At 42.9% G+C, this 20529-nt stretch carries 17 protein-coding genes and 2 rRNA genes; 8 read left to right on the top strand and 11 right to left on the bottom strand.

All coding sequences use genetic code 11. From position 1 onward, the window contains the following. Window positions 1-65 precede the first annotated feature (65 nt). From NWP21_RS12390 to NWP21_RS12370, 5 genes are all read left to right on the top strand, one after another. Window positions 66-2889: ribosomal RNA gene (locus NWP21_RS12390) — 23S ribosomal RNA — on the top strand. 58 nt (window positions 2890-2947) lie between these two features. Continuing rightward, window positions 2948-3065, top strand: a 5S ribosomal RNA gene (gene rrf / locus NWP21_RS12385). Window positions 3066-3245: 180 nt separating this feature from the next. Then, complete coding sequence (locus NWP21_RS12380) at window positions 3246-3986, top strand: GTPase (protein ID WP_280792949.1); 741 nt, start codon at window positions 3246-3248, stop codon at window positions 3984-3986. 9 nt (window positions 3987-3995) lie between these two features. Beyond that, window positions 3996-4595 (top strand): hypothetical protein, encoded by a 600-nt coding sequence (locus NWP21_RS12375; RefSeq protein WP_280792948.1) that lies wholly within the window; start codon window positions 3996-3998, stop codon window positions 4593-4595. Beyond that, window positions 4595-5491 (top strand): hypothetical protein, encoded by an 897-nt coding sequence (locus NWP21_RS12370; RefSeq protein WP_280792947.1) that lies wholly within the window; start codon window positions 4595-4597, stop codon window positions 5489-5491. Before NWP21_RS12375 ends, NWP21_RS12370 begins: the two co-directional genes overlap by 1 nt. Window positions 5492-5592: 101 nt before the next feature. Here NWP21_RS12370 and ureG read toward each other — a convergent pair whose 3' ends face one another. The 8 genes from ureG to NWP21_RS12330 all read right to left on the bottom strand — a co-directional run bounded on the left by ureG (window position 5593) and on the right by NWP21_RS12330 (window position 11732). Then, window positions 5593-6189, bottom strand: a complete 597-nt coding sequence (gene ureG, locus NWP21_RS12365; protein WP_271733228.1) for an urease accessory protein UreG — start codon at window positions 6187-6189, stop codon at window positions 5593-5595. Between the two features lie 11 nt (window positions 6190-6200). Beyond that, window positions 6201-6890: an urease accessory protein UreF gene (locus tag NWP21_RS12360; RefSeq protein WP_280792946.1), complete on the bottom strand. Its 690-nt coding sequence runs from the start codon at window positions 6888-6890 to the stop codon at window positions 6201-6203. Then, on the bottom strand, window positions 6868-7311 hold the full coding sequence (gene ureE, locus NWP21_RS12355) for an urease accessory protein UreE (RefSeq protein WP_280792945.1): 444 nt from the start codon (window positions 7309-7311) through the stop codon (window positions 6868-6870). Before ureE ends, NWP21_RS12360 begins: the two co-directional genes overlap by 23 nt. A gap of 26 nt (window positions 7312-7337) precedes the next feature. Continuing rightward, window positions 7338-7862 (bottom strand): tetratricopeptide repeat protein, encoded by a 525-nt coding sequence (locus NWP21_RS12350; protein ID WP_280792944.1) that lies wholly within the window; start codon window positions 7860-7862, stop codon window positions 7338-7340. 82 nt (window positions 7863-7944) lie between these two features. Continuing rightward, complete coding sequence (locus NWP21_RS12345) at window positions 7945-8751, bottom strand: transporter substrate-binding domain-containing protein (protein WP_280792943.1); 807 nt, start codon at window positions 8749-8751, stop codon at window positions 7945-7947. 12 nt (window positions 8752-8763) lie between these two features. After that, window positions 8764-9120 (bottom strand): 50S ribosomal protein L20, encoded by a 357-nt coding sequence (gene rplT / locus NWP21_RS12340; RefSeq protein ID WP_271733233.1) that lies wholly within the window; start codon window positions 9118-9120, stop codon window positions 8764-8766. Window positions 9121-9139: 19 nt separating this feature from the next. Continuing rightward, window positions 9140-9337 (bottom strand): 50S ribosomal protein L35, encoded by a 198-nt coding sequence (gene rpmI, locus NWP21_RS12335; RefSeq protein WP_200989608.1) that lies wholly within the window; start codon window positions 9335-9337, stop codon window positions 9140-9142. Between the two features lie 37 nt (window positions 9338-9374). After that, window positions 9375-11732 (bottom strand): ATP-dependent helicase, encoded by a 2358-nt coding sequence (locus tag NWP21_RS12330; RefSeq protein WP_280792942.1) that lies wholly within the window; start codon window positions 11730-11732, stop codon window positions 9375-9377. Window positions 11733-11764: 32 nt separating this feature from the next. Here NWP21_RS12330 and NWP21_RS12325 point away from each other — a divergent pair, with 32 nt between their 5' ends. Beyond that, window positions 11765-13456, top strand: coding sequence for a glycosyltransferase family 39 protein (locus tag NWP21_RS12325; RefSeq protein ID WP_280792941.1), 1692 nt, complete (start codon window positions 11765-11767; stop codon window positions 13454-13456). A gap of 6 nt (window positions 13457-13462) precedes the next feature. Here the strand turns inward: NWP21_RS12325 and NWP21_RS12320 are convergent, their stop codons facing one another. Continuing rightward, complete coding sequence (locus tag NWP21_RS12320; RefSeq protein ID WP_280792940.1) at window positions 13463-14551, bottom strand: RuBisCO accumulation factor 1; 1089 nt, start codon at window positions 14549-14551, stop codon at window positions 13463-13465. Window positions 14552-14717: 166 nt separating this feature from the next. Here NWP21_RS12320 and ubiE point away from each other — a divergent pair, with 166 nt between their 5' ends. Together ubiE and NWP21_RS12310 are read left to right on the top strand one after the other, a co-directional pair. Then, complete coding sequence (gene ubiE, locus NWP21_RS12315) at window positions 14718-15407, top strand: bifunctional demethylmenaquinone methyltransferase/2-methoxy-6-polyprenyl-1,4-benzoquinol methylase UbiE (RefSeq protein WP_280792939.1); 690 nt, start codon at window positions 14718-14720, stop codon at window positions 15405-15407. Window positions 15408-15452: 45 nt separating this feature from the next. Continuing rightward, complete coding sequence (locus NWP21_RS12310) at window positions 15453-16688, top strand: DUF445 family protein (protein WP_280792938.1); 1236 nt, start codon at window positions 15453-15455, stop codon at window positions 16686-16688. Between the two features lie 27 nt (window positions 16689-16715). Here the strand turns inward: NWP21_RS12310 and NWP21_RS12305 are convergent, their stop codons facing one another. Then, on the bottom strand, window positions 16716-19271 hold the full coding sequence (locus tag NWP21_RS12305; protein ID WP_280792937.1) for an HD family phosphohydrolase: 2556 nt from the start codon (window positions 19269-19271) through the stop codon (window positions 16716-16718). Between the two features lie 250 nt (window positions 19272-19521). Next, entirely contained in the window at window positions 19522-20451 is a 930-nt protein-coding gene (locus tag NWP21_RS12300; RefSeq protein ID WP_280792936.1) for an ADP-ribosylglycohydrolase family protein, read from the bottom strand. Between the last annotated feature and the right edge of the window lie 78 nt (window positions 20452-20529).

The following is a 20529-nucleotide window of genomic DNA, read 5'->3' as shown; positions in this document are numbered from 1 at the left end:
AAAAAAGCAGGCAGACACAGACAATCAAATGAAAGTGTTTGCAGTGGAAAAAACCAATGTAAAGTGGTCAAGCTAATAAGGGCTAACGGTGGATACCTAGGCACACAGAGGCGAAGAAGGACGTGGTTACCGACGATATGCTCCGGGGAGTTGGAAGCAAACTAAGAGCCGGAGATTTCCGAATGGGGCAACCCTAAAGACTACCTGCTGAATATATAGGCAGGAAAGAGCTAACCCAGCGAACTGAAACATCTTAGTAGCTGGAGGAAAAGAAATCAAAAGAGATTCCCTCAGTAGTGGTGAGCGAAAGGGGAAAAGCCTAAACCAAAGGATTAATCCTTTGGGGTAGTGGGACAGCAATATCGAATCTAGAGGTTAGACGAAGCAGCTAAATACTGCACCAAAGAAGGTGAAAGTCCTGTAGTCGAAAACTAAAGGATAGTAGCTGAATCCCGAGTAGCATGGGGCACGAGGAATCCCATGTGAATCAGCGAGGACCATCTCGTAAGGCTAAATACTACTGTGTGACCGATAGTGAACCAGTACCGCGAGGGAAAGGTGAAAAGAACCCCGGAAGGGGAGTGAAATAGAACATGAAACCGTTAGCCTACAAGCAGTGGAAGTCCGATTAAACGGATGACCGCGTGCCTGTTGAAGAATGAGCCGGCGACTTATAGGCACTGGTAGGTTAAGGCGAGAATGCTGGAGCCCAAGGGAAACCGAGTCTGAAGAGGGCGAAAAATCAGTGTTTATAGACCCGAACCCTGGTGATCTAACCATGGCCAGGATGAAGCTTGGGTAACACCAAGTGGAGGTCCGAACCGACTGATGTTGAAAAATCAGCGGATGAGTTGTGGTTAGGGGTGAAATGCCAATCGAACCAGGAGCTAGCTGGTTCTCCCCGAAATGTGTTTAGGCGCAGCGGTAATGAATATACCTGGGGGGTAAAGCACTGTTTCGGTGCGGGCTGGGAGACCGGTACCAAATCGAGACAAACTCAGAATACCCAGGGCACACATTGCCAGTGAGACAGTGGGGGATAAGCTTCATTGTCAAGAGGGAAACAGCCCAGACCACCAGCTAAGGTCCCCAAATCATCACTAAGTGAGAAAGGAGGTGAGATTGCATAGACAACTAGGAGGTTTGCCTAGAAGCAGCCACCCTTGAAAGAGTGCGTAATAGCTCACTAGTCAAGCGATCTTGCGCCGAAAATGAACGGGGCTAAGTGATGTACCGAAGCTGTGGGATTAAGAAATTAATCGGTAGGGGAGCGTTCCGTAGTAGGAAGAAGCAGTAGCGGTAAGCAGCTGTGGACGAGACGGAAGTGAGAATGTCGGCTTGAGTAGCGAAAACATTGGTGAGAATCCAATGCCCCGAAACCCTAAGGGTTCCTCCGGCAGGTTCGTCCGCGGAGGGTTAGTCGGGACCTAAGGCGAGGTCGAAAGGCGTAGTCGATGGACACAGGGTGAATAATCCCTGACTAAGATGTGGGAGCATGGCGAGGGACGCATGAAAGATAACCATACCCTAATTGGTTTGGGAGGGGTTTACGAACTCCGCATGGTGAAGGATAGTGTCAAGAAAAGCTAGTCATGTGATGAAAGCATCATACCCGTACCCGAAACCGACACAGGTAGGGAGGTTGAGAATACCAAGGGGCGCGAGATAACTCTCTCTAAGGAACTCGGCAAAATGGCCCCGTAACTTCGGAAGAAGGGGTGCCCACGAAAGTGGGTCGCAGTGAAGAGATCCAGGCGACTGTTTACCAAAAACACAGGTCTCCGCTAACTCGAAAGAGGACGTATGGGGGCTGACGCCTGCCCAGTGCCGGAAGGTTAAGGAAGTTGGTCAGGGGTTCGCCCTGAAGCTGACGACCGAAGCCCCGGTGAACGGCGGCCGTAACTATAACGGTCCTAAGGTAGCGAAATTCCTTGTCGGGTAAGTTCCGACCCGCACGAAAGGCGTAACGATCTGGATGGTGTCTCAGAGAGAGACTCGGCGAAATAGGAATGTCTGTGAAGATACGGACTGCCTGCACCTGGACAGAAAGACCCTATGAAGCTTTACTGTAGCCTGGAATTGTGTTCGGGCTTGGCTTGCGCAGGATAGGTGGGAAGCATAGAAGTATCCCTTGTGGGGGATATGGAGCTAACGGTGAGATACCACTCTGGCGAAGCTAGAATTCTAACCTCACACCCTCAGCGGGTGTAGGAACAGTTTCAGGTGGGCAGTTTGACTGGGGCGGTCGCCTCCTAAAAGGTAACGGAGGCGCGCAAAGGTTCTCTCAGCACGCTTGGAAACCGTGCGGCGAGTGTAAAGGCAGAAAGAGAGCTTGACTGCAAGAGTTACAACTCAAGCAGGGACGAAAGTCGGCCTTAGTGATCCGACGGCACAGCATGGAATGGCCGTCGCTCAACGGATAAAAGTTACTCTAGGGATAACAGGCTGATCTCCCCCAAGAGTCCACATCGACGGGGAGGTTTGGCACCTCGATGTCGGCTCATCGCAACCTGGGGCGGAAGTACGTCCCAAGGGTTGGGCTGTTCGCCCATTAAAGCGGTACGTGAGCTGGGTTCAGAACGTCGTGAGACAGTTCGGTCCATATCCGGTGCAGGCGTAAGAGCATTGAGAGGAGCCTTCCTTAGTACGAGAGGACCGGGAAGGACGCACCGCTGGTGTACCAGTTATTCCACCAGGAGTAGACGCTGGGTAGCTAAGTGCGGAGCGGATAACCGCTGAAAGCATCTAAGTGGGAAGCCCACCTCAAGATGAGTGCTCTCACTACTAAAGTAGGTAAGGTCACGGGCAGAACACCCGTTTATAGGCTCTATGTGGAAGTACAGTAATGTATGTAGCAAAGGAGTACTAACAGACCGAGGGCTTGACCTCATCACTCTGGTTTTCGCGTTACTTGCAGTCTTCAGGGTCCTGTGACCCAACACTCTTTCCTGGTGTCTATGGCGCGGTGGAACCACACTGATCCCTTCCCGAACTCAGAGGTGAAACGCTGCAGCGGCCACGATAGTTGAGGGGTAGCCCTCCGCAAAAATAGCTCGATGCCAGGTTTATTTTTATACGAATACCATAGATAAGAGCCTCTTCTACTATTGAAGGGGCTTTTGTTTTTTTTCTTGGCTTATTTTCCTTTAGGTAGGTATAGAGGTAAAATGCTTATGGTTGAAGAAATTCATAAAATTTTATTATTTTAAGAATAATCATTGTAGTCTACCTTGAGAACCTCTAACATGGAATGGGGATGGGACACAGACAAAAATATGCTTGATGATCTTTTTATTCCTTTTTTAGGTAAAAAAATTGGAATTTTGGGTCATGATAATGGTGGTAAGTCAGTGCTTTTCCAACTAATTCACAGCCAGACAATAGAACCAAGTCCTGGATCTACTGACAAACCAGAACAGAGGAAAACGCTGAAGATCAATTTTGAGTATAAATGTGTTCAGAAATCAATATTAATCAAGGTAATTATTGATACACCTGGCGACAAAGCGAGACCGTATACGCGAAAAGAAGTATTTCAAAAACAGGATTATATTATCTATCTTCTCAGAAGCGATCTAGTCTTGGCTCGCAATCACAACATAGCCTTTACAGAAGACATGAATCGGGCTAGGTTGTCTGTTAAAAATTGCTTAAAGCAAGATTTCAGTAATTTTCAAGAATGGGCTAAAGATGATTTTCTGTTTAAAAGTAAAAAACAGTTGATTATTGTTGGCAATCATTTCGCCCAGAGCGCAGATCAGAAAATAGTCATCCCTGTATCTGATGAAAGAGCTACTGAAGATTTTTTTGTTCCTAATTTCTTAGATGAATCAATCAAAGAAGATTATTCTAGAGAATTCAAGACAATCATATCAGAAATCATAGGTACAAAACTATTCTATGATGTGCGATTCGTAGTTGGCAGTCTGGCTGCCAATAATCTCGGTAACCAATTGGTACTAAGTATTTTTCATGAGCTAATATAGGATATTAAAATGGCTTGTTTAGCATTTTATGTTCAAAATTTTAATAAAGATATTCCAACTGTCATCTTTAAAAACTCAAGAAGAATTGAAGCTTCTGAGGGAGAAGGTCAGGATATAATTCGGAAAATAGATGATCTCGCTCTCCATGGTTCCGAGTTAGTTAATGAATCAAATGTACGTATAATACATAAAAAAAATGCCGAATTTTATGTTGAATTAATCACTGAACAGTTAGATGTATCTGATCGTCCTGCAAAAATCGGTATTTACGGTAGGAAACCTAGTTTATCTTGGGAATATAGTTTTGAAGACTGGGTTTTTGATATTTTTGACAGAGTTAAGGAGTTTTCAATTGAAGTTGACCGCTCAGTTAAACAAGAACAGTTACGCATCATACGCTCAGGGCTAAAGTCTATTTACTATCAACATAAAATTAAAGCTCAGGTTATGCTCATAGTAAAGCTTGCTCTGGGTTCTTTTATACCCATTTTAGTAGGTTTATTACTAGGAATTTCCCCATTTATCGATGTTAAAAGCAGTTTATTCTTAAGTGGTATTATTGGGATTAATAATATTTTTCTAATTCTCTTAATACAGGATAAAGTTTAATGTCAAAAAAGATTATTCAAGACCGTATTGAGAGGGTTCCTGTTGATAACCCAGACGAGCGCGAGATGATCATAGTTGTATCTAATTTTGACAGAGAAAGGCTTGAGTATCCTGAACCTGGAAATAAAACATTTGAGAAGATGCAAGGAGTTTGTTTTGTCCGAGATGATATTGAATTTTATGATCAAAATAGTCAAGAATTCTTAAAAGTTTTGAAGGATCAGGGTCTTTTGAGAGTCGGGAATATTCTGCTTCAAAGTAAGTATGGGTATCAGTATCCAAATGAGAAATATAAGGAGCTTTCAAACAGACTTCATCAAAGGTTTCAGCGTCCATATTATTTGAGAGCAGAAGCACTTCGTGAGCATTCAATAGACAGAAAGTATAACTGCTATCTTCATGTCTGTACTCTTCTGGGGGCGAAAAAAGTTTCTATAAATATCATTGATCAAAAGCACAGTAGTTCAGCAAACCGCTTAGGATTAAATCTTCTTGGGAATTTTCCCATAAAAACTAGTGGGGATTCTTCCGCTCAGGAGATAATTGAATATTATCGCTCAAGAACAAGGAAAATGGCGGGAAGTTTACCAAACATCGAGGAGGCTGAAAGGTACGTTGAAGGTGAATTATTACAAGAGGATGAAGATATTAGCAACTTGATTAATGCTCGTAAATTAGCTTTGAGAAGGTATAGCGAATTTACTAACCCAATAACAGAAGAAAACTTCCGACTAGATTTGTTTAGTCAGGTGACAACAGTGTTAAGTCTGGGAGTAAAAATAGAGTTTCCTCAGTATCTTTCATCCTTGAATTTAAACCTGAATAAATATGTGAAAAAAATTCAAAAGTTTACTTTAGATGTAAAAGTATCTTTCCCCCCTTCAGTAGGACAATAGCAATCCTCTCTGGAGATTGCAAGTTTATAAATTATCTAGAATAGGCTGTAAATAGCTTGTGTACAGGTCATCTCGTGGAGACCTGATTTTGATTCATAATGCTATGTGATATGTAAAGCTACAAATTTAATTACATCTCCTAACCCTTGTTGAGTCTTCAGGTTGCTGAAAATAAAAGGTTTATCACCGCGCATTTTCTGAGTGTCTCGTTTCATGATATCTAAATCTGCTCCGACATAGGGCGCAAGGTCAATTTTATTAATCACTAATAAGTCAGATTTAGTAATACCAGGTCCACCCTTGCGGGGAATTTTATCACCAGCAGCCACATCAATGACATAGATTGTTAAATCTACTAGTTCTGGACTAAAGGTAGCTGCTAAGTTATCACCGCCACTTTCTAAAAATACTAAATCTAAATTAGTAAATTGGTTTTCTAATTGTTCAATAGCAGCCAAATTCATAGAAGCATCTTCCCGAATTGCTGTATGGGGACAACCTCCAGTTTCTACCCCTAAGATGCGATCGCTAGTCAAGGCCTGAGAACGTACCAAAAACTGAGCATCTTCTTGGGTATAAATATCATTCGTGACTACCGCCAGCTGATACTGCTCACGCAAAGTCTTACACAAAGCATCGACTAAGGCGGTTTTCCCCGAACCCACCGGGCCTGCTACTCCTACACGCAATGCACTCATTATTTTTGTATCTAACTCCTAAACAACCTTGTATACTGGGTTTCGTGCTGCATACTAGCTAAGGATAAACCCCAGCTACAACAACTGAGGTCGTCATCCTCTAAGGCCAATATTTCCCTCACAGCGGCGCTGATTAATGGTTGTAACTCTAACAATAATTCTTGTCCCGCAGTTTGACCCAGGGGAATGAGTTTCACTCCCCCTGTAATTAAATTACTAGCCCAACTATGTAAATATGCCAGTAAAGCAGCTTGATGGTTGATCTCCCAATGAGCCACAGCAATCCCAAAGGCGATCGCATAATTGACAGGATTACCCACAGCACTCACTAAAGGTATGATATCCGGTTCTAATTTACCCAACAACTGAGTTAGCGATCGCCCCATTTGCCAACTAGAAGCGCGCAATTCTGCGGTTTCTCTAGCAGCAGATAACCACACATTCCAACGACATAAAGCCGATACATCCCCAATACTAGCGGATTCCTGAGCACGTACCATCACCGCAGCATCTAACCGAATTGCACCATAACGCAGTTCCCCCTCTAACCAATGTTTCAGGGTGGTTTGACTGGAAACAGTGCCATTTTCCACCAGCCTTTCTAAGCCTTCAGAATAGCCATATGCTCCCACAGGTAACCCTGGACTTGCTAACTGTAATATAGATAGGAAATTGGCATCAGTGAGAGTAATGGTGTCCATAAGCGCCTAATTCCGGCTGAAATGGTAGGGTTTCCTCTATAACTTCTAGTCCCAGTTGTTCTAGCATTGTGCGTAAAACTGAATCTGGTAATAAGCGTAAATAGCTAGAAGTAATTTCTACAGGTACATGGCGATTTCCCAAATGGTATACTGCGCGCATTAATAAAAGTGGCGTTGGTGCCAAAACAGTTAACACTGTTTCTGGTTTAGCAGTAATTCTGACTTTTTCCTTGTGGGTTTCGCTTTGCAAAATATCACCATCTTGCAGTATTACCCCTCTGGGTAAACGCGTAAATATAACTTGACCATCTTCGGTTTCCCAACGATGGCGACCGCGGGTGCGTTCTTCCGCAGTCAGTGGGAGGGTGAAACTGACAGATGCATCAGGATTAGGCGGTTGACGTTGGGTGAATATCAACATAGTAATTATTGTCACCCCCTATTTAATCAAACAGACACCAAGCGTCGCAAAGATTCAGCCCGGCGCTTGGCAATGGTATTATTGGGAGCAATTTTTAATGCTTGCTCATACATTTCCAGGGCTTGAGCAGTTAATTTTTTGCGTTCGTAGGCGTGTCCGAGGTTATTCAGTGCTGTTACATAGTCTTGTTGATGTTTGAGAGCTTCTTTATACTGACGAATTGCTAAGTCATATTGCTCTTGGCTGAAATAAACATAGCCTAAGCCGTTGTAAATAGGGGCGGTAATATCTTCTTCTTCCTCCTCAGCAGCTTTAATAGCTTTTTGAAACAGTACCACCGCCTGAGAAAATAACTTTTTTTCCGAATAGATACTAGCTAACTCATAATATTCTTGAGCCGTACCCTTTTGGTTCTCTAATTTTTTGCGTAATCTGGATAAGGCACTTTCACGCCTGCGAGTTTTGAAAATTTGGCGGAAAACATTCACAACGGCGAATGAAAGCAGACCGACGAAAATTGACAGATAAATAATGACTAAATTTTGATCCATTGTCTGGAAATACAAATATTAAAATTTCACACTTCTGTATCTATTATGGGACACTGGGAAGATGAGGTAAATATTTCTTTACTTACGGTAAGCCCCAATAGTTCACACGTTCTTTTAGCCAACCATCTGCTGTATATTTGGCGATCGCTTGATTAACTTGTCTTCTTAACTGATCATACTGCAATCCCTTGGGCATCACTACAGATAAAGGTTCTGTAGATAGCTTGGTCGGTAACAGTCTGTATTGGGGATATTCTTGTACCCAACCGCTCAGAACACTAGCATCCGCAGCAAAGGCTACCACTGTATTATTTTCTGTCAGCCTCCGCGCCGACTCATATGAACTAACTCCCACTAACTCCGCCTTCGGCACATAGTAACGTATGTCAGCAATTGTGCTGGACTCATTGATTACCGCCACTTTGCGGTTGGCTAAATCACCCAACTTACTCACTGACGTATCTTTTGTTACTACCAAAGTGCCGTCATAATAGTAAGGAACACTGAGACTGACTACACGCGATCGCGATTCCGTTGCTGTTACCCTAGCGATGGCTAAATCCACTTTCTTGTTTAAGACTACAGACAAGCGATCGCTGTTGGCTACCGGTTGTAACCTGACAGCATCTGGTTTACCTAACAAATCAAACCCCAGACGCTTTGCCAAGTCAATTTCTAACCCTTGTAAATTACCGTCAACATCTCTAAATCCCAAAGGGCGTAAGTTATCTTTAACGGCAATAGTCAAATAACCTCGACGCTGGATTTCTGGCATTTGAGACCCATTTGCCATAAATCCCCAGTAAAAACAGACAATACAAACAATAGTAGCGGATAATACCAGATGTAACTGATTAATTTTTAGCCATCTGTTACATCGGTTATTCATCCGTTACCACCCTTATCCTTTAGCCTGTAGTGCTAACTCAGCTACTTTACCAAATGCAGCAGGATCTAGGACTGCCAATTGTGCCAACATTTTGCGATTGAGTTGAATATCAGCTTTTTTGAGATTGCCCATTAACTGACTGTAACTCAAACCATGTTGCCTAGCAGCGGCATTGATGCGGGTAATCCACAGACGGCGAAAATCGCGCTTTTTCTTTTTGCGATCGCGATAAGCACTCCGTAGCGCCTTCATCACCTGTTGATTAGCGGTTCTAAACAAAGTTGAGTGAGAACCACGAAACCCCTTAGCTAGTTTGAGAATTTTATTGCGGCGTTTACGAGCTACATTACCGCGTTTTACCCTTGTCATAATTTATTTCCTGAACAATTTACAAATAAGGAAGCATCAACCGCACATTCTCTTCATCCCGTTCGTGTACCAGTGCAGTTTTGGACAGGTTACGCTTTTTGTTAGAAGATTTGTGTTCTAAAAGGTGGCTTTTAAAAGCTTTGCGACGGACAATTTTACCGCTACCAGTGGCACGGAATCGCTTCGCCGCTGCTTTACGAGTCTTGAGTTTAGGCATGGTCTAACGTTAATTCGACACAATCCATAATTATATACTATTTCCTGAAATCTTCTGGCAAATCAACTACACATTCAGGAAACTGGCGTTGTAATGCCACAAAAACAGGACAAGGCGGTTCTGCTTGTAAATTTTCTGGGTTACTCCAGGAAAAAGGCGCTTGTTGTGATGCAGACATCCATAACAAGCGCTTTGCTCGTGTCATAGCCACATATAGTAACCGGTATTCCTCAGACATTTTTAAATGTTCTGCTTCTTCCCACGCCTGGTACACATTAGGTATATGAGATTTACCATGTAGCGCCGTGCGAATTTGGGCGCGCGCAACTTCCGATAAAGTAAACTTACCTAAAAACTGGCTTTTGGGAGCAACCCAAAACTTACCAGGAATTGACTTTGCATATAGAAACGGAATAAATACATAGTCCCAATCTAACCCCTTCGCTTTGTGCATAGTGATAATGGTCAATTGACCCGGACGAGTATAACGGCCTTCTAAATCATCGGTTTCCACTGGTTCAAACCGTTCAGAATTGACAATTTCACTTAAAGCCCCCAGCATTGCTTCCATAGAATTATGGTCAGTTACTTGCTGATTTACCCGTTCCGCGAGTTTATCAGCACTTGCCAATTCCGCTTGTTCATAGTTTAAAGTTAAAGCCACAAAGGAAATCAGATCATACAAGGGCAATTCCAAAGGAGCGCGAAGTAAACTACGACACAGATGCGCCGCTTTTTGTACTGCCTCTAACCGGGGTGCTGCTAACGGACCGGGATATAAAAATTCTTCTGGTAGACTAGCTAGAGCGTTGAGGTCTTGGGTAGGAATCAATTGACGTTGTACCAACACCTCCAAAGCAGCCTTGAGATAGTCAGAAGAATGGGGGCGATGGCAAAATTGCAATAATGCCAAAACTTCCTTGGGAACATGAGAACGGCGATCGCTTTCACCTACATCATAAAGTTTAATTTTATGATCCTGACACACAGGTTCGAGCCTCTGTGTTAACCAGCGTCCTTGGCGATTTTCTCGCACCAGAATTGCTGCACTCATATTGTGAGGATTTTCAGCAAACAACTCCACCACTCTTTGAGACAGTAATTCGACTGTATGATCAATATCCCGCGGTTTATAAAGCTCTAATCCTCTTCCTGTGGGTACCGGATTGGCATTTTTTTGGGGGTCGCCGGTATTAACAGGGCGGATTTTTTGCTCACTAAAGGGCAATTGCCGATTTTTGCGCTGATAAAACCCGTTTACCCATTCTAGAGCATAGTTGGCAGCAGCAATGATGATTCTGTTACTGCGTCCAGCTTGATCCATATTTGCTAGTTTGCCCAAGCCATGGCAAAATTGGCAAAACTCCCGGAAATATATCGGATCTGCTGGGGTAAAAGTCGAGTTAATCGCCTGATTCGGATCACCAACACGCACTAAGTTACCTGGAGAGTAGGGATTAGTCGGTGAATAATTATCTCCCTCAACACCGGCTAAAATCTCTAACAGCCTCGTTTGTAAAGGACTAGAATCTTGGGCTTCATCCTCAAATACAGCTAAAACTTGGTTTTGTTCGATGGTACGGGCGCTATGGTTTTCCAGAACACGAATCGCCGCCAGGATCATATCATCGTAGTCAATGAAATCATGCGATCGCATGAGATTTTCATATTCTTCATACAATCCCGCCGCTATACGTAAAGTTACGTATTTATCTGTTATTTTTTCACTCCACCCTCTGAGTTGGTCTGGTTTGATTCCAGAACTTTTAGCCTCATGAATGACGGTGGTGGCTAAGTCTGGTAAAACTTCCGTGCGCAAAACTGACTGACGACGTAATTTTTCTGTCTCTTCCCCGTCAAATTGCTCACCCTCCAGCAACTGGACATAAAGTTCCGGATGATTATTAATCCATTGCTCTACAGCTTTACGTACAAACCGGTGGCTTTGATTAGGAGTAATTAACGTGACATTATCTAAATCTAAACCAGACAAATCAGGGTAACGGCTAGCAATATTCAAAGCTAGACCATGTAAAGTATAAACAGCAAAGCCCGACTGAGGTAGAGATAAATCTTTTAAGTATTGGCAAATTTTTGTTTTAATATTGGCAGCAGCCGAACGAGTAAAAGTTACAACTACAACCTGACGACGGTCAAACACACCAGACTGAGCATAAACTTGGTACTGACGTGCGATCGCCATCGCTGCTGCTGCAGCCATACCAGTAGATTTACCAGCCCCCGGAACCGCCGAAACAGCCAGGAGTCCTGAAGTCCAATCAGCCATTTGCTGTTGTCCTGGCCGCAGAGTGTTACGGACTCCCCAAATCTTTTCTTGTAACTGAGACTGAATAAATTCCCCAGAGAAATTAGGACTAAGTTCAGAATTTAACATAAAAATTGAGATTTAAAAAGCACAGTAGTTTTATGTATCAGCTCATCTCCCAACTGCAAAAACTCCATCAAGGTTTGACAAATAGGCAACCATATCTACATTATCTAGGATTAGCTGCAATCATCGCCCTGAGTACCGTCTTACGCTTTCAGAATTTAGACTTAAAACCTCTGTGGATGGACGAGGTAATTACAGCTATTTTCAGTTTAGGGAAAAATTATGATCAATTGCCCTTAGATATCTTATTCCCACTGCAAAGAGTCCCAGAAATTTTTACTTACCAGTCTGGGGTTACTTGTGATCAAATTGCTGCAAATTTAACCCATCAGTCTACCCATCCTCCATTATTTTTTTGTGGAATGTACAGCTGGTTAGGGTCGATGACTCCCTTGGGTTCAGAGTGGGTAACAAAATTGCGATCGCTACCGGCCTTATTTGGCGTAGGTACCATTGTCGGGATTTATTTTGTCAACCGCACTGCTTTTTCTCCCACATCGGGAATCATCGCCGCCTTAATTATGGCTGTTTCTCCCTTTGCGGTTTACCTTTCCCAAGAAGCACGTCATTATACCATGCCCATGTTCCTCATCACTTTAGCATTATGGGGACTAATGGAAATTCAGCGAGATATTTTAGATAATAAACGCCTGAGATGGTGGGTTGTGCTCTTATGGTCAATTGTGAATATTATTGGTCTTTATACTCACTACTTTTTTATTTTGGCGTTCATTGCTGAAATTATCACACTAATCTTATTAATCTATTGGTGTAAAACTTCAATATTCAAAAACAGCTTAATTATAGCAACTACTGGGGTGGTAGTTAGTTTTATTCCCTGGATGCCGGTAATCTTGAATCATTTTCAGAGTTCCGCCACCAACTGGTTACCTGCTACCATGCACATCTCCCCGGTATATAACACCTTAATTAGTTGGATTTTAATGGTAATTGCTCTACCTGTGGAAAATCAGCCTTTAGTAATTACAGTTATCTGTGGCTTTTTCATGGTAACTTTTGCCATTTGGGTAGGTTTACAAGTATGGAAGGGTTTAAAAACTGTCTATTTAGAAAAGAAAACCCATTTATCAATCTTAACCCTGGCCACTTTTATGATTGTGGTGTTAATGGAGTTTTTTGCTATAGCCTACTTATTTGGTAAAGATATAACTGCTATTCCCCGCTATAACTTTGTTTATTATCCCAGTTTTTGCGCTTTGTTGGCAGCTAGTATTGGCAAAAATCACCAGTCAAAATTGATAATTTTGTTGGTGGGGGTTCTCAGTTGTGTGTTTGTAGTTTCTAATTTATTCTTTCAAAAGCCGTTCCTACCTGAACAAGTTGCCCAAAACATGAATTTAGAACCATCTACGCCCATCATGCTAGTGGTAGGATATAGCAATTATCAGGATGTGGCCTTGGGATTAGGTTTTGCTTTAGCATTAGAAAAACTTAGGAATAATATCAACAGTTTCAATCAATTTGATACTGTTGGTTTTTTAGACAAATCTCCCCATTCACCTCCCTTGTGGGAGAAACTTGATCAAATGCCAACACTGGGAATATCTCAGATAAATTTATGGATAGTTGGCCCAGGAATGATCAGGGAGAGTTATCCCCAGCAGTTGAAGCTGTTTGGGGATAGTATCTGTAATATAGACAGTGCAGAACACTATCGGATAGGTATTCCCTATCAACTTTACCGCTGTAATAAAATTAGAGTTTAGGTTTTATTACTCGTCAATTTGCCAGGAATCTTTGCTGATCACATCATCAAAAATTTTCTTAGGACGGACAATCACAATCACTCGCCCCAGTAGAGGAATTTGAGGCTCGGTGTCAAACCACTGAAAATCTAATTCCCCATTGTGTTCAACCACAAAATAGCTGGAATCATCCCATTGTCGCCCGGCGCGGTCTACAACCACCAGCACGGGTTTTGGTAAATTGTTTTCCTGGTTAGGGAGGCGATCGCTATTACATAAAATCACTACAGGATCTTCCGCAGTTAATAATACTTGCCAACCTGGTAATGGTACCCAAGCCTGTTCCCCAGAAAATTTAACTAACCCAAATGGTTCAAGGCTTTCTACCAGAGGTACACTTTTTAAATCTTCTGGTGTTAATGGCAACTCCCCCACTACCGGCACGATGCGGGGTAATTCGTCTTCTGACTCAAAGCGATAAAAAGGTAAAATGGGGGCGGGACGCTGGGAGACTACAGTAAAATCAACTAATAACTGTTCGATTTTGTTCCTAGCTGTGGGGGTGTGGGCAAATTTCAAACCCTTGGCAATTAGACGCGATCGCTCTTGCAAATCTGTATACTGCCGTGCTAACTTCCAAGCTTGATAGGCAACAGCATCACCGGGATGGGCAGAAAAACCGGTCGGTAAAGTCCGCAACCGGGAAAAGTCCTTAATTGCTTTTGCCACTTCCCGCGCTTCATCCATATCGAGCTTGTGGGTAAAGGTCAGTTCAGCCGCAGCGGCCCGTTCTTCGTGGGTCAGCGAGCGTAATTCGTATAAAATATCGCTACCCCGTGTACCGTAGTGCGATCGCGTCGCTTCCGAAGCACCACCTTTTTCTAAAGAATGATAAACTTGGGAACCAACAACCACCTGGTTTTGTTGAATAGGCTCAAATCCAGTTTCCTCAAAAATCTGCTGAGGATTGTAACCGGCTTTTTGCAAGGAGGCGATCGCCGCTCCCCACTCTACCCAGTTACCTTGTTTTTGTCTGAGCTTTCGCAGCAACTCCTTTACTATATCTTCATTCACAGCATTTTCAGGATTTTGAGCATTAGAAGGTAAATTAGTCATAATTCGGGAGTGGGAGCCTAAAATAGGAAAGTTTTTTTTAAATGTGAATTAGCAACGCTAACTAGGATATCTGAAATTTCACCCCCCAGTTTATCGTTTCTGTCTTACACATACTATACTAGTGTCAAAATATTCTTCACTCTTGACCATTCACAGATGACCCATAATGAATCGAGAAATCCGCGATATTTTTGACCGTATTGCTCCAGTTTATGACCAGTTAAATAATTGGTTGAGTCTGGGACAACATCGGATCTGGAAGGAAATGACCATCAAATGGAGTGGAGCTAAACCAGGACATACTTGTCTAGATATATGTTGCGGTAGTGGTGATTTAGCCTTTGGTTTAGCCAGATATGTGGGAAACCAGGGACAGGTGTATGGTGTGGATTTCTCAGCCAATCTACTAGCAGCTGCTCAAGAACGCGCCCAAAGCCTGCACCCCCAACCCAATATTTCTTGGATAGAAGCTGATGCACTCAGTTTACCTTTCGAGGATGGCCAATTCGATGCTGCCACTATGGGCTATGGTTTAAGAAATGTTACAGATATTGATCGCAGTCTTCAAGAATTACACCGCGTTCTCAAGCCTGGCGCAGTAGGGGCAATTTTAGACTTTCACCGTCCCAGAAATCAGCAGATGCGAGCTTTTCAGCAATGGTATTTAAGTAGTATAGTTGTACCCATGGCTGAACAAATGGGTTTAAAACAAGAATATGCTTATATCAGTCCCAGCTTAGATCGTTTCCCCACTGGGGAGGAGCAAGTCGAGTTAGCCCGTCAAGTTGGTTTTACTTCGGTTACACACTATCCCATTGCCAACGATATGATGGGAGTATTGGTAGTCAGTAAATGATTTACCACTTGTGGTTTATCAAGCCTAATTCTCTTAATTTTTACCTTGGATTGGTCTCACCTTTGGTTTTATTTATTACCCCCGCTCCTGGGTGGCACTATTGGCTATTTCACTAACGATCTAGCCATAAAAATGTTGTTTCGCCCCTACCGAGCCATTTACATAGCGGGGCGAAAATTACCATTTACTCCCGGATTGATTCCCAGCAATCAGGAACGTCTGGCTCAAAAAATTTCTAATACAATTATGGGGTCATTGCTGACACCAACAGAATTGCAAAATCTGGCGCGAAGGTTGTTACAAACAGAACGCGTACAGTCAGCCATTTTGTGGTTATTGCAGTTGGCAATTACACAAATTAAAGAGGAAAAAAACGATAAAAGTGCCACAATAGTCGCAGGAATTTTGCGTGATTTGTTAGGAGAATCATTACCTCGGTTACTCAAAGTTTTGGCAAGGCGAGAAGATTTTTTAGAGGCACAGATTAATCAAATCTTTGACCAAGTATTGCTGGAATTACAACTGAGTGAAGAACAATCAACAAGGCTAGCCGATTGGTTACTACAGGTAGTTTTACCCCCAGATGTATTGCGACAGGTAATTATTGATTTTTTGACTGACCGCACTATTCAAACTATTGATGAAAGCTTTCGAGAAAAGACAAGTGGTACTTATTGGGTAGTAGCAAATTTATTTGGTTTACGTAATACTCTCACGAGACTGAGAACTTTTTGCTTAGATGAAAAAGATGCTACCAATGCTCGTTTAGAGGAATTGATTCAAGTTTTGCAAATGCGCGATCGCCTGAAAAAAGTCTTGCAAGATTTATCATTACAAAACTTACCCATAGGGACAGTGCGCCAACTCCGAAAGACTACAAGGGAAAGTGTGCGTCATTATATCCAGTCGAGTGGTGGCGATTTACTTCAAGGATTGACTGATTCTGTTAACTGGGAAAAGATAGCCAAATTACTACTTAATCGTTTGAGCAATTCACAGGTAGTCGGTTCTTCTTTGGAAGTTGTCAGTCAAGAGTTGGCGAAAATTTTAGAAAGATATTTGGAAAAAGATTTAGAAAAAATTGTCGCGCAGGTAATTCCAATATTATCGATAGATAAAGTAATCATTGACCGTGTGAAAGCAACTTCACCTGCTGATTTAGAAGCTGCAATTGAGGGAATCGTCAAAAATGAACTACAGGCAATTGTAACTTTAGGTGGTGTTTTGGGTTTTCTGATTGGTTTATTGCAAGTAGGATTTTTAATCTTGACCCAGGGTTAGTTGTTATCGCTATGATTAACTAAGGATTCACCCATTGTTACTCACCTTTAACTTAGGATAAGCAATGCGCTTGTGGTGAAATTGCTGCCAAACATCTACAAATATACGGCTGATTTCTGACATTTCTTGCCTTGTCAGTCCTGAATCTACCATTTGATTGTCTTGCCATTTGGCACGCAGAACATTATTCAGCATGGTTAAGGCTTGTTCTGGAGTTGCATCTTTGAGCGATCGCAGGGCCGCTTCACAAGAGTCGGCTAACATGACTATTCCGGTTTCCCGTGATTGGGGAATCGGTCCGTCATAGCGAAAATCCGCCTCATCTACTATTAAGCTGGGGTCTTCCCGGGACATTTCTAGTGCTTGGTGATAAAAATAGGCAATCAATATTGTTCCTTGATGCTCAGGGATGAAAGCTTGAATCGCCGTGGGTAAAAGGTGTCTTTGGGCCATCACCAACCCCTCACTCACGTGCTTTTTGATAATTGCTGCACTCTTCCAAGGATCTTGAATCTCTGTTTCATGTTTATTAGGCCCCCCCATTTGATTTTCAATAAACCCCAGGGGATCGTGCATTTTACCGATATCGTGATACAGAGTTCCAGCCCTTACTAGTTCTACATTACATCCGAGCTTTTTGGCAGCAGCCTCAGCCAGAGTAGCTACCAATAGGGTATGCTGAAAGGTTCCTGGGGTTTCAGTAGCCAGTCGTTTTAATAAGGGGCGATTGGGATTAGCTAGTTCAGCTAATCGAATGGGGGTAACTAAATCAAATACTTTTTCTAGATAAGGACTTAAGCCCAAGGCCACAATACTCCAGGCTAAACCAGATAATGCAAATAATCCTGCTCCCTGAAGTACGCCATACCAACCTGCGCCAAATACCGCACCGATGAGCAGCTTCATGATCAGGTACATACCCCCTTGAGTCAGGGCGATCGCTACACCTAATAATGCCAATTCTTCGCGCGATCGCAATTTTTGCGCCATGGTACTGCCCAATATTCCCGCCGCTCCACCAGCTAACAGGGAAATTATGCTGATTTCCACTGTCATTGGTAGAATTAACAACAGCAGTACCACAACAGTAGCACCTAAAATAGGTGCATAAAAGCTACCCAACAGTAAACCCACGCCGCTCCAGGTGGTATATGGTAAGCCAAGGGCGATTACTGCAGGGGTAGTGAGGGTAAGTAGCAGGACTAACAGGTAATCCCGCTGCCGCAATTTATACTTGATTTTTTTCCCTACCACAACAAAAATGCCAATTGCTGCTGTGATCATACTGGCTAATTTCATCAATTCTCGCCAGTTATTCTCCCGGCGAATTAATTGATAATGCTCCAGCACATCAAAGTGCCATTGAGTAATATCTTCTCCTTTGGTAACAATCAGATCTCCTTGCTCTACCTTCACTATTACAGGTAATACTCTATCTGATGCTTGCTGTATTTGTTGTTTGGTTTGTTCCTCATCAGTCTTGAGATTCGGTTGCAGCACGGCTAATAAGAAGTTAGTTACCAAGGGTTCGGCATTTTTTGGGACAACTTCCTGGATGTTGAGCTTCACCGCATTTTCTAGAATACTTGAAGGTAATCCTGGGGAAATCCCTTGAGCCAGAATTCTGTCAGCGCTCTGGCGAATTCCTGCCTGTGCTTGCTGCCATTCCTCATCTGATAATTGCAGCAGGGTGGTTTCAGTGTAAACTTGCGGGGGACTGGCTAACTGTTGCTGTAACAGTTGGATTCTGGCTTGGCTATATTTTTGCCGCACTTGGGAGGTTTGCAATATGAGTGAATCCAAATTTTTAGCTGAAGTTGTAGCACGATAAGCTTTGAGTTCTGCTACTGCTTGAGCCAACTCACTGTTCTGGGCAAGATTAAGGGGTTTTTGATTACCAGGAGACACAAACAGGGGTAGATTACCCGAACTGACCAGAGGTGAACCAGTAGATGATGGGAATAAGGGCAGTTTTTCTGCTATGGTGCTTCTGTGTCTATTTTCGGGGTTACTTTTGTTTGGGTTCACTAACAAGCTTGATTGGTTTGGGCTATTATTTCCTAAACTTGCCAGTAGGGTTTTCCATTCTGCAATAGAACAGGAACGAAGATAATGCTGGGTAGCAATAGAAACAACTGTTGTATCAAAAAAGGGAAAAACTCCAGCTACTGTGCGAATTTTCTGGCCTTGTTCCAGAAGTTTGTGTAAATTATTGTTGATTATTTCAGTCTTTTGGACATCGACCATCAACACTGGGATGGAACCCTTACTGGCGGCTTGGCGTTTGGCTTGTGTTTGTCCTTTATCCTCAATCCTAGCAGTATAGGGTGCTTTGATGGTTTCCGGTGCTGGAGTACCTACTGTCAGTTGCGGTTGATTGTATAGTTTATGCCCGATAACCCCAGTCAGAGATAGGACAGCGACGGCCAGAACTACGGAAGAACGCTGAGAATGCAACCAGCCTGGATATAGTGCGTCAATACCCCGTCGAGTTCTGACCGTTTTTGCCATTGTTCTGAGTGCTATTTCTGGTTTTTGGTGTTCGCTGTTGTCAAAATATTGAGAAAATCTCTGCTTGTTCATAATCTCCGGCTGCTTACTTTGATAACTCAAAACAAGACAATCCTCAAAGAATCCCTAGGTTTTGTGGATGCGATCGCGCTTTCTTTGCCCATTGGCAAAGCTCATCAGAACATTGGTAATGCTATCTGCTTGAAGCCAGTTACACAGCATAGCCACCTACATCAGGTTATTTTTAGAGAGGACAAAAATACTAAATTTTCTACTTCTTAACTGGTATTTGGCGCTTACAAACGGAACGGCGACCATTATCTTAACGGGACTGAATAACGCGAGGAGATGCAAAGACGCAAAGCGCAGTCTGTTCTTCATGTCTTACACATCCCTCCCCTGGATACTCATTGAAATGTAGAGCGGGATCATACACTCCTGACCATACAGCAACCAGTACATCAGCTAATTCTACCACTGGACTCCTGGAATTATCAGGGGATAACAAACCATGCCATTTTACAGGCATACCCAGGGTACTATTGTAAGCCCCTGATAATGCACCAGTAATTATACTGATGGTTTGCAAATGTAAATTTCCAGTTTCTCCCTCCCTAGTATTATCCTTATGAGTAGCTCGCAAAACTGCCAACTGCAGGTCTTCCAAGGTGCTGAGAAAGCAGTAAAACGCCATCACAATAGCATGAATCCCATCGTCTTCTCTACTAAATTCGGCTTGTACTGTTTCTAACCCAACTGCTTGCTCTAATAAATTATTCAGTTTTATTAATTTATCTGGTAACAGCGTGGATGTGTCGCCAATAAAACTGATGATTTCGCGTATGAGGGTTTGAGGATGAAGTTCTTCGGTGAGAGATTTGGCGATGGTGTATCCTACTGCTAGTGTGCCATCCCTGACAACTGGTTCACCGCCCCATATTGACAACATCTCCAGCAATTGTTGTCGTAGGTGGGTGCTGTGCTCATGAAAAAAAAGTGCCACTGGTAATGTGGCAATTATAGCTCTGAGCAAAAGGCTATCAGTGCGGTTTAAATCAGGAGGTTCTGTAGGATGCTGATCTGGCCAGTTATCTACATCTAATTTACCTAGCTCTATTAAGTTTTTAGTACCCAGAAGGAGTATTTCCCCCACATCACAGCTAAGATAATTTTGGGCATCCTTTGCTAAAACCTGACCTAGTAATGCTCCTAATAAAGCACCTTTAAACCGATTAATCAGTGGGTAGCGCATAATAAAAAAAATTACAATTGCCGCCGTCGCTTTCCCTCCGCATCAGCAGTACATAAGGCCGCTAGGACACTTTCAGGG

The sequence above is a fragment of the Anabaenopsis sp. FSS-46 genome, assembly GCF_029891665.1.
Classification (GTDB): Bacteria; Cyanobacteriota; Cyanobacteriia; order Cyanobacteriales; family Nostocaceae; genus Anabaenopsis; species Anabaenopsis arnoldii.
The sequence above is the reverse complement of the archived record's forward strand: the minus strand, read 5'-3'. Positions and strand labels throughout refer to the sequence as shown.